The 14,640-nt window shown below is 34.8% G+C and carries 12 protein-coding genes; 5 read left to right on the top strand and 7 right to left on the bottom strand.

The annotated features are described in order from the left end of the window. Positions 1-50 precede the first annotated feature (50 nt). The 6 genes from AB674_RS20345 to AB674_RS20320 all read right to left on the bottom strand — a co-directional run bounded on the left by AB674_RS20345 (position 51) and on the right by AB674_RS20320 (position 5,140). Positions 51-1,151, bottom strand: coding sequence for an AI-2E family transporter (locus tag AB674_RS20345; RefSeq protein WP_047779130.1), 1,101 nt, complete (start codon positions 1,149-1,151; stop codon positions 51-53). A gap of 611 nt (positions 1,152-1,762) precedes the next feature. Next, positions 1,763-2,293 (bottom strand): mechanosensitive ion channel domain-containing protein, encoded by a 531-nt coding sequence (locus AB674_RS20340; RefSeq protein ID WP_047779129.1) that lies wholly within the window; start codon positions 2,291-2,293, stop codon positions 1,763-1,765. 11 nt (positions 2,294-2,304) lie between these two features. Further along, positions 2,305-2,889, bottom strand: a complete 585-nt coding sequence (locus AB674_RS20335) for a Maf-like protein (protein ID WP_047779128.1) — start codon at positions 2,887-2,889, stop codon at positions 2,305-2,307. Further along, positions 2,882-3,808, bottom strand: a complete 927-nt coding sequence (locus AB674_RS20330; RefSeq protein ID WP_082210686.1) for a geranylgeranylglycerol-phosphate geranylgeranyltransferase — start codon at positions 3,806-3,808, stop codon at positions 2,882-2,884. Before AB674_RS20330 ends, AB674_RS20335 begins: the two co-directional genes overlap by 8 nt. A gap of 59 nt (positions 3,809-3,867) precedes the next feature. Continuing rightward, positions 3,868-4,395 (bottom strand): KdsC family phosphatase, encoded by a 528-nt coding sequence (locus AB674_RS20325; RefSeq protein WP_047779126.1) that lies wholly within the window; start codon positions 4,393-4,395, stop codon positions 3,868-3,870. After that, the gene (locus AB674_RS20320; RefSeq protein WP_047779125.1) at positions 4,379-5,140 is read right to left on the bottom strand and encodes a Rossmann-like and DUF2520 domain-containing protein; all 762 of its coding nucleotides are present in this window, start codon (positions 5,138-5,140) and stop codon (positions 4,379-4,381) included. The genes AB674_RS20325 and AB674_RS20320 overlap by 17 nt, the downstream gene beginning before the upstream one ends. Positions 5,141-5,498: 358 nt before the next feature. Between AB674_RS20320 and ccsA the strand changes: the two genes are divergently transcribed. Then, positions 5,499-8,711 carry a cytochrome c biogenesis protein CcsA gene (ccsA, locus tag AB674_RS20315; RefSeq protein ID WP_047779124.1) on the top strand — a complete coding sequence of 1,071 codons (3,213 nt, stop codon included), beginning with the start codon at positions 5,499-5,501 and terminating at the stop codon, positions 8,709-8,711. A gap of 742 nt (positions 8,712-9,453) precedes the next feature. Here ccsA and AB674_RS20310 read toward each other — a convergent pair. Continuing rightward, positions 9,454-10,494, bottom strand: coding sequence for a LacI family DNA-binding transcriptional regulator (locus tag AB674_RS20310; protein ID WP_047779123.1), 1,041 nt, complete (start codon positions 10,492-10,494; stop codon positions 9,454-9,456). Between the two features lie 232 nt (positions 10,495-10,726). Here AB674_RS20310 and AB674_RS20305 point away from each other — a divergent pair, with 232 nt between their 5' ends. The 4 genes from AB674_RS20305 to AB674_RS20290 all read left to right on the top strand — a co-directional run. After that, entirely contained in the window at positions 10,727-11,818 is a 1,092-nt protein-coding gene (locus AB674_RS20305) for a mevalonate kinase (RefSeq protein ID WP_047779122.1), read from the top strand. 9 nt (positions 11,819-11,827) lie between these two features. Beyond that, a complete protein-coding gene (locus AB674_RS20300; RefSeq protein ID WP_047779121.1) occupies positions 11,828-12,709 on the top strand; it encodes a sugar phosphate nucleotidyltransferase in 882 nt (293 codons plus the stop codon). Between the two features lie 165 nt (positions 12,710-12,874). Then, a complete protein-coding gene (locus AB674_RS20295; RefSeq protein ID WP_047779120.1) occupies positions 12,875-14,254 on the top strand; it encodes a sugar MFS transporter in 1,380 nt (459 codons plus the stop codon). 27 nt (positions 14,255-14,281) lie between these two features. Further along, on the top strand, positions 14,282-14,640 hold a 359-nt coding region (locus AB674_RS20290), incomplete at its 3' end, for a 6-phosphogluconolactonase (RefSeq protein WP_047779119.1).

The raw sequence follows: 14,640 nt of genomic DNA, 5'->3' as shown, positions 1-14,640 counted from the left end.
TTAAATGAAATATAAGCTAAATATTATTCATATTTTGTATCGATTATAATTTAGTTTTCAATCTTTGCTTTTTTAATTCTCCAGATAAATCTTTTCGGCATGTGATTGCCCATTAAATATCCCCAGGGTTCCAGCGATTCGATTCTGTCAAAAATAATTTTTAAAATGGCCAAAAGCGGTATTGCCAGGAACATGCCTGAAATTCCGGCTGCCACGCCTCCCACTATAATTCCCATGATAGAGACGAACGCATTAATTTCTACCTTAGAATTGATAATTAAAGGCACGAGTACATTATTGTCAATTAACTGAACAATTAGATTTACAATCAAAATACCCAGTATTATGGATGTTTCTGCTGAGCCGGTAAGTGAGGCTAAGATCGTTATTATTCCTGCGGCTGTGATTCCAATATAAGGTATAAGATTTAAAAGGCCGGTTATTAGTCCCAGTAGTATAAAATATTTCACACCAATAATCCAAAGACCTAAGCTGGTTAAAACAGAAACAACGATCATTTCTAAAATTAAACTTACGATATAATTATTGATCGAAACTTTTATCTGAGTCAAGATGTCTTTTAGTACGGAATGGTTGTCTCTGTCGATTAGTTTGGCCAGAAAGAGTATAAAATGATCTTTATACAGTAAAAATAAGAAGGTGTAAATCGGTATAATGGTACAATCTAAAAGGAGATCGCTTAGTGAGATTATAGCAGAGCCCAAAGTTGCATTTCCATTGGCAACAGAGTCTTTCGTCACATTCGTAATGTACTTTTTCTGCTCCCCAATGCTAACATTAAAATTGTCTTTTATAAATTTATGAATGTCAGTAATAAATGCACTTGCGTTCTTTTTGATCGTCTCGAAATCATTTGCCATATCCGTGACTTCATAAGAAATGAAAATGAAAATTCCGGCAACAAATAAAGCAAAAAGCAACACACAGAGTAAAGCAGCGAGATATCTTGGAAATTTGAATTTGGTGTTTAAAAGTGTAAATACCGGAAGTAACAGTACTGAAAACAGAAATGCCATTAATACAGGAGTAATTACATCTTTTCCAATGCAAAAAATAAAGGCAAAAGACAGCAGACTTACCAGTATAAGGGGAAGTTTAGCATAAAATGGCAATTGTACAGGTTCCGTCATTTTTTGAGATTTAAATAAAACTAAAAAGTTTGCTTAACAAATATTATACTTTATTCTAATACTATTGTTTTAGCTTTTCTTCTTTAGATTATAAAATTCCCATTCAATTATTATGTGATTAAGTTAAAATGTTTTTTCACGCAGATTAAGCGGATTCTGCGGATTTTTTTATTTTTATCTGCTTAAATCTGCGTGAGACTTTTTTTTATCCTTAACGTAATGATATTGTGCTTCAGATAGAGGTAAAAGGTTGAGAGGTGTATTAGCTTTAGTCGGAAGAATCGGGGTATAATTCGGCTAAAGCCCTTAAATCTTGAACTAATTGCATTCCTCCAGCTGAAGCAGGAGGCTATTCAAAATAATGCTTTTGCAAATAGTTTAATTTTTGCTAGAAATTTAAATTATTATAATTCAGAGATGAGGAAAGATGGTTAAAAAAGTGCCACGAAGATTTAAGCAGATCAAAATAAAAAAATCCGCAAAATCTGCGGAATCTGCGTGAAAAAACAGCTTAACTCAATGATATTTAACTAAAGCGGGAAGCTATTCAAAATGATGTTTTAACAAATCTTTTAATTTTTAGGTATAAGAGAACCAGTAATTTGAATTAATTAATCAAAAAACTCTTTCTCTTCGTAATGAACCGGCATGATTGAAATTCCTTTTTGTAGTAGTAAGTTGTTTGGGAAAATAATTTTCTCGCCCTCTTTGGTTTTTAAATTCACATGGAAGGCACTAATATCCTCAATTTCGGCCTCGATCGGGAAATCTTTATCGTGAATTTTTATAGTGTCACCAATTCTAAAAGGGAATGAAAAGAACAAAATCATCCCTGAAGTAATATTGCTCAGTATAGACCATTGCGCAAACATAGCGACACCAATTACAGTGGCAATTGAAGATACAGTGATAAAAATGTCTTTCGTATCAACGCCCCAAATTACAATCAGACTGATGATCACTAATATATTCATTAACAAATGAATGTATTTGATCACCAAATTTGTCCGATGCTCTAATAATTGACTGGAACTGGCATAACGACGGATTAATTTGGCAATAATCATTCTTAAACTAATCAGTGTAAAAAGGAGAATTCCCGTCGTTATAATTTCCTGGCTATACTCTTTAAAAGTAAACATAATCTTATTTTTTAATCTAAAGTACTCAAATATTCATAAACTTTAGCAGTTGGAAGTCCCATTACATTGGTATAAGAACCTTCAACCTTAGCAACAGCCATAAAACCAAACCATTCCTGGATACCGTAAGCACCGGCCTTGTCGTAAGGTTTGTAATTGGCGATATAATACAAAATAGCTTCGTCAGACAAATCTTTGAAAGTAACTTTGGTAACATCATTTATTACAGTAGAAGCAGTGTTGGTCTTAAAACAAACTGAAGTAAAAACTTCATGTGTGTCGTTTGACATTGATTTTATCATTTCAAAGGCTTCTGCTGCATCTTTAGGTTTTCCTAATGCTTTGTTCTGATGCCAGACAATAGTATCGCTGGTCACTAAAATTTCATTCGGCTGTAGTTCACCCTCAAAAGCATTTGCTTTTAGTACTGCTAAATAATCCGTTATTTCAACGGCTTTTAATTCGGGAGGATAGATTTCTTCTACATCCTTTAATCTAATTTCAAAGTCTAAATCCAGATCTTTGAAAAACTGCTGTCTTCTTGGAGATCCCGAAGCCAGAATCAGCGTGTATTTTTTTAGTTTTTCTTTAAGCATTGTATTTAATATTTACGGCAATGACTATAATTGATAAAATCCCAAAAAGCAAAATCAACTTTAAAACGGTACTTAAATGATGAAACTCCTTTTGCGATTTCGCCCCGACTATCTTGACAATAAAATACAAAAGAGGCGCCAAAACAAACGCAAAAGAATAAAAAGTAACGATAAAAAGATTGTTTTCTATAAAATATTTATTGATATAAAGTACCAATAAAATAAATGGAATAACAGCTAGCCCTAAAGCAATTTTTGCCGTTCTGGCACTTCCAATCGCGATTGGCAACGTATTCATTCCCTGATTGTAATCGCCGTTTACATCTTCGATATCCTTGATTATTTCACGAATAAAATTAATCATAAAAGCAAATAAAGCATAATCGATTAAGATAGAAAACAAACTTGCCATTTGTGCCTGATTATCCGTATTTGTAGCCGGAAAAATGTCAAAAACACCAATAATTACTACACTAAAAGCTAACAACAAGGCTACAATCAAATTGCCTAAAATCATGATTTGTTTTAAAGATGTAGCATAAAAATAGAGCAATGAAGCGATCAGAATAAAAATCGTAGCAAAAGTAGGCCTCATTATAACATTAGATAAATAAAAACCTATGGCAACACCACTAATAGTAAGGGCAATGTAAATGTTATAAGCAGCTGTCTCCGTTATCCCTTTACCCACCACAACATCATTTGGTTTATTAATGGTATCTGTGGCAACATCAAAAATATTATTGATTACATAACCCGCCGCCGCAATTAAAACAGTGCTTAAAACCAATAATCCGTATTGCCAGTCGGCCAAAGCCAGCGGAATATCCTGCTGTTCTAAAAATGCATACCGAAATAAAAGCTGCATAAAAGCAAGCATAAGTAGGTTCTGATATCGAATGAGCTTGAGGAACTTCATTTTTTTTAATGTAAATTGTAACTGAGACTTAATCTGTGACTAAAAACTGAGACTGAAAACTAATCATGTTTCCCGCTAAAATGCTCCATCCATTTCCCCTGAACTTTCATTACTTGCTCGATAACATCACGTGCAGCGCCTTTTCCGCCTTTTACATGAGAAATATAACGACAAATATTTTTGATCTCCGGGCTTGCATCTTGAGGTGAAGTAGGTAATCCCACCAATTGCATCACATGAAAATCCGGAATATCATCTCCCATATACAATACATTTTCCGGTTTGATGTTGTGTATATCCGTATATTCTTTGAATGTCGCTACTTTATCAGGCGTTCCTAAATAGATATCATTAATTCCTAAATTGCGCAAACGAATACGAACACCTTCATTGCTTCCTCCCGAAATAATGCAAACATTATAGCCGCTTTCTACTGCCGCTTTCATGGCGTAACCATCACGAATATTCATTGTGCGAAGCATTTCTCCTTCATTAGTTACAAAAACCGAACTGTCTGTAAGTACACCATCAACATCAAAAACAAAGGTGTTGATGTCATTCATTATTTCTTTATAATTTCTTGTCATTATTCTGTATAGATTGTGTTAATATAGTATAGATATTTTTTTGTTTTTCGTTGGTCAAATACGCTAAATGAGCCTCAATTGTGTTGGAGTCATTGCGTTTTGCAGGCCCCGTTTGAGCATCAATTGGATTTAGTGTTTTTACTTTTTCGGCAGTTTCCTGAATCAAAGGTTTTAAGATTGCAAAAGGGACTTGGTGTTCTTCACAAATTTCCTGTCCGATTTGATACAAATGATTGGTAAAATTATTGACAAAAACGGCTGAAACATGGAGCGCTTTTCGCTGTTCCGAATTAATTGGGTAAACCGCAGTTGAAATACTCTTGGCTACCGTCTCTAAAACGCGATAATCATAAGGGTTTTCTGCTTCCAAACAGATCGGAACGGTTGAAAAATCAACCTCTTTGGTTTTAGAAAAGGTTTGAAGCGGATAAAAAACACCATTTCTGTTCTTTACATCTAAAACAGCAAGTGAAGCGGTTCCCGAAGTATGAACGACAATTCGATTTTGAAACGGCAATTGTTTAGAAACCTCCGAAATAGCTTTATCCGAAACCGCAATGATATACAAATCGGCTTCTTTTAAGTCTTCAAAAGCACTTACAATTTTTTCAAAACCAATTAGAGAAGACAACGCTTCTTTTTTTCTGGAAAATACCTGCACAATCTCAACAAGGTCACTTTTAGTAAAAGCCTTTATCAAATGCTGGGCGACATTTCCCGAACCAATTACAGTTATTCGAATCATACCGCAAAATTAGCATTATTTTTTCTAAAGTTAATTGCTTTTAATTCGTTTGTCATTTGAAGAAAAATAAAGCGCACTTCTTTAATATTTTAGAAGAAAAGAGCAATTCATAGCACAGTTAAATTAGAATTTCGAAACTACTTTGTAAACCGTTTCCTTGCTGATTGTTCTATTTTAGGATCATCTAAAATCAAAGATCAGGTTCAATTTAGGAATGTTTTTTTTGAATTAACAGATTTAAGCAGTAGGAGGGAGTAATCTGATCTATTTTTTGGTTTTAATTAACAAATGACAAATATTGGAACTCAACATTTTTAAGTACTTTTGTCGCACTTTTATACAATGTAATTCCTCAAAAATGGATAAAAAAATATTCTCTTTTTTGTTTTCTACACGATTAATGGCTGTTCTTTTTTTAACATTTGCTTTGGCAATGGGTATCGGAACTTTTATCGAAAGTAAGTACAATACTGATACAGCCCGAATTTTAATTTACAATACCTGGTGGTTTGAAGCGATAATGGTCTTTTTTATGATCAATTTTATCGGAAACATCAAACGTTATCAACTATTAAGAAAGGAAAAGTGGGCTACTTTATTGCTTCATATTGCCTTTATTTTTATTCTTTTGGGTGCTTTTATAACCCGTTACATCAGTTATGAAGGGATGATGCCAATTCGCGAAGGAGCAGCAGAAAACCAAATTTACTCTGATAAAACATTTTTAACTGCCTTTGTAGACGGTGAACATAAAGGTGAAATGAAACGAAGAGTTTTTGAAGAAAAACTTTTGTTATCGCCCGTTACAAATAATGATTTTTCTATTTCAGGTAAATTTTCTGAAACTCCTTTTGAAATCACGTACGTAAAGTACATTATGGGCGCTAAAGAGGTGGTGAAACCAGATCCAAAAGGTACTTTATACCTTAAATTAGTCGAAGCCGGTTCGGGTGGACGTGAAGAGCATTTCCTGAAAGAAGGAGAAGTGCAGAACATTCACAATGTTTTGTTTGCTTTAAATAAACCAACCGAAGGTGCTATTAACATTAATACTACCGGTGAAAAATATACCATTCAGACGCCATTTGAAGGTAACTTTATGCGAATGGCGGATAAATTTCAAGGAAAAGTCACTAAAGATAACGTACAACCTTTGATGATGCGTTCTTTGTATAGCATTGGCGATATCAGAATTGTATTTCCGGATCCCGCTATGAAAGGGCGTATTACTTATGAATCGAATAATGATTACAAAGCAAAAGACCATCATGATGCTTTAGTCGTAAAAGTAAAAGCGGAAGGACAGGAAAAAGAAGTGATGCTTTTGGGCTCTAAAGGAAGTGTTGGAGAACCAAAAACCGTTAAGATTGGGAATATCGAATATTCCTTGTTTTATGGAAGTAAAGCTTATGTTTTGCCTTTCAAAGTAAAACTAAACGATTTTATTGCAACAAAATACCCGGGAACAGAAAAAAGTTATTCTGCTTTTAAAAGCAAGGTAACCGTTCAGGATTCTACAGATACATTTGATGCGGATATTTTTATGAATCACGTTTTAGATTATAGAGGCTACCGTTTCTTTCAGTCTTCTTTTAGTCCGGACGAAAAAGGAACTGTATTGTCTGTAAATCATGACTTTTGGGGAACTTCTATAACTTATTTGGGTTATTTTATGTTGTATTTCGGTTTAATGGTTATTATGTTTACTAAACACTCCCGTTTTGGAGATCTAAAACGCAAATTAGAGGTTGTGAAAAAGAAAAAAGAGAAACTAATTACCATTTTGGTTTTGCTGTTTAGTTTGAATGGTTTTGCACAAGAAGCGCCACACGTTCATACTCCGGGACATACCCACGAACATAATAAAAATGAAGATCCAAACAATCATGCCAATCACGTAACGGCTCCACCAAGTCAGAAACAACTAGATTCGTTATTGACGATTTATAAAGCACCGAAAGAACACGCTGCAAAATTTGGGCGTTTGATTATTCAGGATGCCGGTGGACGTATGAAACCAATCAATACTTTTTCATCTGAATTGCTTAGAAAAGTAAGTCATAGTGATAAGTATAACGGCATGAACTCAGATCAGGTATTTTTGTCTATGACACAGTACGCTCAGGTATGGATTCAGGTCCCTCTTATTTATATTAATACCAAAGATGATAGTATTCGTAAAATCATTGGTATTGACAGAAAAGCAAAGTTGGCTCCTTTTGTGAAGTTTTTTGATGAAAACGGAAACTACAAACTTTCTCCTTATTTAGATGCTGCCTATAAAGCCGCTAATCCGAATAGTTTTGAGAAGGACTTTATCGAGACAGATAAAAAGGTAAATTTAATGGAATCTGCTTTAAGCGGAAGTATTTTAAGAATTTTCCCGGTTCCAAATGATCCAAACAATAAATGGGTTTCTTTTTTAGAACGTGAAAGTGCCGGACTTAAAGGAATGGACTCGACTTATGTAAAACAAATTCTACCCTTATATTTCAGCGCCTTAAACAATGGTTCTATTTCTAAGGATTTTAGTACAGCCGATAATTTAGTAGAAAGCATCAACGGTTTTCAGAAGAAATTTGGTTCTAAAGTACGTCCTAGCGAAGAAAAAATCGATCTTGAAATTGCTTACAATACCTATGATATTTTACCAAAAATGCTTTATTGGTATTCTATGGCAGGAATTTTTATGCTGATTTTTACTTTATTGAGTATTTTCTTTAATAAAAAGTTTTTGCGCATAACCGTTAATGGTTTTCATATCTTAATAGGAGGAATATTTGCCTTGCATACCCTTGCTTTAATTGCACGTTGGTATATTTCGGGTCACGCACCTTGGAGTAATGCTTACGAAGCGATTGTATACGTAGCTTGGGCTACCATGTTCTTTGGATTGGCTTTTGATAGAAAATCAAAACTAACGGTAGCTTCAGCGGCTTTTGTAACCTCTATGATCTTTTTTGCCGCAGATGCAAACTGGATAGATCCGGAAATTGCCAATTTACAGCCCGTTCTTAACTCGTATTGGTTAATGATCCACGTAGCAGTAATTGTAGGAAGTTACGGTCCATTGGCATTAGGAATGATTTTAGGCTTTGTAGCTTTAGTTTTAATTTTCTTTACCAATGATAAGAACAAGGCCAAAATGAGCTTGAACATCAAAGAAATCAGCTATATCAACGAAATGTCATTGACTATTGGTTTGATTATGTTAACGATAGGAAACTTCCTTGGAGGACAATGGGCCAACGAAAGTTGGGGACGTTACTGGGGATGGGATCCAAAAGAAACTTGGGCTTTAATCTCGATTATGATCTACGGATTTGTAATTCACGCCAGATTTGTACCTGCATTAAGAGGAAAATGGTTCTTTAACCTAATGAGTATGTTTGCCTTTGTATCGATCTTATTCACCTACTACGGAGTAAACTTCCACTTAGTTGGTTTGCACTCGTACGCGAGCGGAGAAGCACATTCTCTAAGCTGGATTTGGTATTCTTTAGGAACCATTTCGGTAATTGGAGCTATAACATATCCAAAATATCGCAAGTATTACAAAAACAGTAAATAATAATAAAAAAGGTTCAACGCGAGTTGGACCTTTTTTATTTCTACTTCATCTGTCATTTCGAGCGAAGTCGAGAAATCGCACCAGAAACTCCGCACAGTTTGTCATCCTGAGGAACGAAGGATCTACGTTTGCTGAATCGATAGCGTTGAACTTCTCTCTACGGAATTACTTATGAAGATACTTCGTTCCTCAGTATGACAAAATTGTGGAAAATAGAAGCGAAGTCCTTAGTGTGATTTCTCATTCTTCGAAATGACAAAAAAAACAGAAGTACGATGTTAATATGGTTTTAAATTTTGCGCGTAACAATATTTAAGAAAATGTAGATACTGCTAAAATGAACTTACATTACCCCACAACTTCTGTCATTTCGAAGAATGAGAAATCACACAAGAAACTCCGCACAGTTTGTCATCCTGAGGAGGCGTAATCAAGCGAGAAACTCCGTCCAGTTTGTCATCCTGAGAAACGAAGGATCTACGTTTGCTGAATCGATAGCGTTGAGCTTCAGTTTATGGAAGAATTACTTGTGAAGATACTTCGTTCCTCAGTATGACAAAATTGTGGAAAATAGAAGTGGAGCAGCTAGTGTGATTTCTCATTCTTCGAAATGACAAAAAAACAGAAGTACGATGTTAATATGGTTTTAAATTTCGCGCGTAACAATATTTAAGAAAATGTAGATACTGCTAAAATGAACTTACATTACTTATATGGTTTAAAACTTAACATCAGGTATTTTTTATGAAATATAAAAACCGGCATTTTCGACATTGATAATGTCAATTGGTAGTAACACCGTTTCTGGAATTTCTTTGCTGTATAAAAAATGTTCTACTAAGGTGCTTACACCCAAATAGGCTTGTCTCTTTTGATTTTGATGAATTAAAAAATGAACCAATCCCTGATTTAAGAAACTGACATTTTTTTCAACTAAATCGTATCCGATTAAGGCAATTTTTTTATTCTTTTGTTCGGCGAGTATCGAAGCAATTTCGTAAGCTTTGGAAGTGGTGATAAAAATTCCTTTCAGATTAGGATGTTCTTCTGTGAAATTTAAAAACTTACTTTCTACATTAGCATGTTTTAATTTTAAAGTGGTTAAGGAAAAGTTGGTTAGTTTTTTTTCATCAAAATAATTCCGGAAACCTTTTTCCTTTTCCTGCATGTGAACGGCATTTTTTAGACTCTCATCAATATGCACAATCGCGATATGACCGTCTTCTAAAATCAAATTCATTAAACTGGCCGCAACACGACCGCTTTTGTATAAATCCTGTCCGACAAAACTTTTAATGGTATCAGACTCCACCTGGTTGTTAAACGTATTGACCATGATGTTTAACTCATCATATTGTTTTACAGCTTCTAAAGTCTCTTTGTGAAATAAGGGTGCTATCAAAACCGCTTCAGGCGCAATTTTGACCACTACATCATTGGTATTGATAAATGATTTTTTGCTTTCCGGATTAAAATAATGGATAGTGATATTGACATTGTAAGCTTTATACTCCTTTACCGCATCCTGGATTCCGTTTACGCACGGAAGCCAATAGGAATCTATTTTAGGATCAGGTAGTAAAACACAGATGCGATAAATTTTATTGTTTTTTAAATTTCTCGCAATAAGGTTGGGTTCATAGTCTATTACCTTTAAGACTTCGTTTATCTTTTCAAGTGCTGCAGGAGAGACCTTTCCTCTTTTGTGTAATACACGATCAACAGTTCCTTTAGAAACTCCGGCCATGTTTGCAATATCCTTAATAGTGTATTTCTTATCCATATTAGCAAATATATAAATTTGATTTAATTATTTGAGTATATAGTTTAAGGAAATATTAAAATGTGCTCGAGAACATTTTTAAGTGTGTTCGAGCACATTTTTTTGTTTTTTCTTGTTTTATCAAAAAATAATCTATAGTTTCGTAGAATCAAAACCCGAAATCAGAGCCGAATTTATAATCAAGTAATATTGTATTTTTTTGAAATTCAGTATTTTAATATCATATATGTAAGTGAAAAGAATCATATCATCAGCACCAGGAAGAACATGTCTTTTTGGAGACCATCAGGACTATTTAGGATTACCTGTTATAGCCTGCGCCATCAATAGAAAAATTAGCCTAACGGCAGAACAAAACGATAGAGAAATATTTGTTCTTAATATGGTTGATATTGACGAAGTTAGAGTGATTGCTATAGATGCCGCTTTTACGACGTTGGAACCACGTGATTATTTTGCTTCCTCGCTGCGGGTCTTGCGCAGATACGGCTGCATACCAACAGTTGGTTATGATATCACGATAACAGGAGATATTCCGATCAATTCGGGAACGTCAAGCTCATCGGCTTTGTTGATGGCCTGGATTCGTTTTTTAATTGCAGCTTTCGGAGTTGATGATGAGGTTACTCCTGAGTTTATTTCAAAAATCGGATACGAATCAGAAGTATTAGAGCATAGAGAGCCGGGTGGAATGATGGATCATTTTAGCATTGGTGTTGGCAATATAGTGTATATCAATACAAAAGATCCTTTTTCTTATAAAGTTATCGGGGCTGAATTAAAAGGTTTAATTACCGGAGTTTCCGGAGTTCCAAAAGAAACCATCGGTTTGTTAGGGGACTTAAAGGGGAATGCTTTAATGGCTATTGATGTGGTGAAGCAAAATTTTCCCGATTTTGATTTATATACTGCTGAAATTGAAGATATAGACCGATACAGAAATTGTCTTCCCGATCGGTTAATTCCGTTTTTTGAAGCGGCGATTAAAAATTATCACTATACCAAAGAAGCCTTAAAAGAGTTCGAAAAACCCGTTTTGGATCTTAAAAAAATAGGCTCTTTAATGAATGATCATCATGCCGTTTTGCGTGATTTATTGAAAATTACTGTTCCAAGAATTGATGACATGGTAAATGCAGCTTTGAAAGCAGGTGCATACGGAGCCAAAATCGTTGGTTCAGGCGGTGGTGGAAGTATTGTAGTTATTGCCGATCCTAAGGTGGAAAATTTGGTTATAGAGGCCATTTTAAAAGCCGGAGCGGAGGAGGCTTACGCTGTAAATGTAGATGCTGGCGTAAGAATTTTAGAAAATATTGAAATTTAAAAAAATAAGATGCACAACAATTTAGTTATTCTTGCCGGAGGAGCTTCTTCCCGCATGAAAAAAGAAGCGATTACCACTAATTTATCGCCGGAAGAAATAGCACAGGCAAACGAAAGAAGTAAAGGTTTAATCGGAGTAGGAGCCAGTGGAAGACCGCTATTGGATTATCTTTTGTTGAATGCAAAAAAAGCAGGGTACCAAAATATTTACATTATTATCGGGGAACAGGGAGGTTTGTTTAAAGAGTTTTACGGAAGTGAAATGAAGAATAATGATTTTCATGGACTCAATATCTCATTCGCTGTACAGTATATTCCGGAAGGAAGAGAAAAACCGTTTGGTACTGCTGATGCTTTGTTTCAGGCTGTTGAGCAATATCCGGAATTAAATACACAACAGTATTCCGTTTGTAACAGTGATAATCTGTATTCAGCCGCCGCTTTATTGGCACTTCGTGAAACCGAAAGCCCAAATGCTTTTATTAGTTACGATCGTGATGCTTTGGCGTTTCCGATAGAACGAATTTCACGTTTTGCGATTGCCAAACTGGATAAAAACAATCAATTGTTGGATATTTTAGAAAAACCTACGGCTGATGTTTTAGAAGAGTATAAAGATATCGATGGGAAAATCAGAGTAAGCATGAATGCTTTTAAATTTAATGGTGCAACCTTATATACGCATCTTAAAAACTGTCCGGTTCATCCCGAAAGAGACGAGAAAGAATTGCCAACGGTACTTTTGAACTCCGTTAAAGAAAACCCCGATACAACAATTGGTATCGCATTTTCTGAGCATGTGCCTGATTTAACCGCAAAAGAAGATATCGCAGACGTAAAGGAATACCTTCAAAAATATTACCCTGACCTAAATTGGGAAACAAAAAATTAACAAAATTTTCATATCTGAATTAGGAATAAGACCAACTTATTGTATTACTTTTGTTTTGCAAAAAAAATGCAAAACATTTGCGTAAAAACCGCAATAAGTAATTTAGTGTTGATTCTACTTTTAGATTTGAAATCAAAATCTTTTTAACAATCAACCAAAAATAGTATGTCAAACATTGAAAATGCAGTCCGTTTAGAGAGAGGGAATCCGGTTATTCCGATGGTTATTTTAACCTTATTGTTTTTTATTCTGGGTTTTGTTACCTGGCTTAACGGGCCTTTGATTCCATTTTTCGAATTGGCCTGTGAGTTATCCTCTTCACAAGCTTATTTTGTGACTTTTGCTTTTTATATTGCCTATTTTGTGATGGCAATTCCATCCTCTTGGATTATCGAAAAAGTAGGGTATAAGAATGGTATTTCTTTAGGATTATTGATCATTGCAGCCGGCGCATTTATGTTTTACCCCGCTGCGTCAAGCCGTACTTTTTTGCTGTTTTTAATTGCATTATTTGTGATGGGAACAGGCTTAGCTGTTTTGCAAACTGCCTCTAATCCGTATGTTGTCGTGATAGGTCCGCGCGAAAGTGCTGCGGCAAGAATCAGTGTTCTGGGAATTGCAAACAAACTGGCCGGATTTGTGGCTCCGATTGTATTAACAGCCTTGGTTTTATCAAACATGCAGGATTTTACTGCCGATAAGATTGCGTTGTTAGATGAAGCATCAAAAACTGCTGCCTTAAATTCACTTGCACTACAATTGCAAAGACCTTATCTTTATATGGGGTTGATCATTATGGTTTTAGCGTTGTTGGTTAAGTTTTCTCCGCTTCCTGAGATTGATTTGGATGAAGACGGAAATGTAACAAATTTGAGTATTTTTCAGCAAATAAAAAACGCATTTAAGTACCCGCAATTGGTTTTAGGTGTTGTAACTTTGATGCTGTACATATCAGCGGAAGTTTTGGCCGGTGATTCAATAGGTGGTTTCGGAAAACAATTAGGAGTTTATGGCGATGAAGGGAACTTTTATTTGAAATTAACCTCATTCACTATGTCATTTATGGTAGTGGGTTATGTATTGGGAATCACATTAATTCCAAAATATCTTTCGCAGGTTACAGCTTTAAAAGCTTCGGGATTTTTAGGTTTAATTTTGGTTTTGGCGATTGTATTAATCTCTCCAAAGTTAATGATTCAGTTGCCCGGAATTCCAAATTTACCGATTGTAATTCTTTTGGTAGCCTTACTTGGATTGGCAAATGCACTTTGCTGGCCGGCAATTTGGCCAATGGCTCTTCAGGATTTAGGAGGTTATACTAAAATTGCAAGTGCAATTTTGATTATGGGAATTATTGGTGGTGCTGTTTTTCCACTGTTTTATGGGATGATTGTGGAATACGTAAATACATCAAATATTGAAAATGGAGTAGCATTAACTTCAAAAAGCGGGAATCAAATTGCTTATTTAATATTATTGCCTTCGTATTTAATGATTCTTTTTTATGCAATAAAAGGTCATAAATACAGAAGTTGGAAGATTTAGAATCAGGAATAAAAAAAGATATATATCATGTTAAAAAGTAAAATAGACAAAGCAACAGGCTTCGAAAAACGATTTGAAAACATCAATACAGTAGTTTTTGAAAATTCTAATGAGGCTTCTAAAGCGGTTGCTCAGGAAATTGCAGCTTTAATTCAATCCAAACAAAAAGAAAACAAACCTTGTATTTTAGGTCTGGCAACCGGTTCTTCTCCAAAAGGATTGTATGCAGAGTTAGTACGTCTTCATAAAGAGGAAGGCTTGAGTTTTAAAAACGTAATTAGTTTTAATTTGGATGAATATTATCCAATGGAACCTAATTCTATCAACAGTTATGTTCGTTTTATGAAAGAATTACTGTTTGACCATGTCGATATTTTACCTGAAAA

This window comes from Flavobacterium sp. ABG, from assembly GCF_001027725.1.
GTDB classification, from domain to species: Bacteria; Bacteroidota; Bacteroidia; order Flavobacteriales; family Flavobacteriaceae; genus Flavobacterium; species Flavobacterium cupriresistens.
The sequence above is the reverse complement of the archived record's forward strand: the minus strand, read 5'-3'. Positions and strand labels throughout refer to the sequence as shown.

Excerpts from the sequence above, each read along its gene's own strand:
- AB674_RS20340 (WP_047779129.1), bottom strand. The coding sequence starts at position 2,293 with ATGTTTACTTTTAAAGAGTATAGCCAGGAAATTATAACGACGGGAATT.
- AB674_RS20335 (WP_047779128.1), bottom strand. The coding sequence starts at position 2,889 with ATGCTTAAAGAAAAACTAAAAAAATACACGCTGATTCTGGCTTCGGGA.
- AB674_RS20320 (WP_047779125.1), bottom strand. The coding sequence starts at position 5,140 with ATGATTCGAATAACTGTAATTGGTTCGGGAAATGTCGCCCAGCATTTG.
- AB674_RS20310 (WP_047779123.1), bottom strand. The coding sequence starts at position 10,494 with ATGGATAAGAAATACACTATTAAGGATATTGCAAACATGGCCGGAGTT.
- AB674_RS20325 (WP_047779126.1), bottom strand. The coding sequence starts at position 4,395 with ATGACAAGAAATTATAAAGAAATAATGAATGACATCAACACCTTTGTT.
- AB674_RS20330 (WP_082210686.1), bottom strand. The coding sequence starts at position 3,808 with ATGAAGTTCCTCAAGCTCATTCGATATCAGAACCTACTTATGCTTGCT.
- AB674_RS20295 (WP_047779120.1), top strand. The coding sequence starts at position 12,875 with ATGTCAAACATTGAAAATGCAGTCCGTTTAGAGAGAGGGAATCCGGTT.
- AB674_RS20345 (WP_047779130.1), bottom strand. The coding sequence starts at position 1,151 with ATGACGGAACCTGTACAATTGCCATTTTATGCTAAACTTCCCCTTATA.
- AB674_RS20300 (WP_047779121.1), top strand. The coding sequence starts at position 11,828 with ATGCACAACAATTTAGTTATTCTTGCCGGAGGAGCTTCTTCCCGCATG.
- ccsA (WP_047779124.1), top strand. The coding sequence starts at position 5,499 with ATGGATAAAAAAATATTCTCTTTTTTGTTTTCTACACGATTAATGGCT.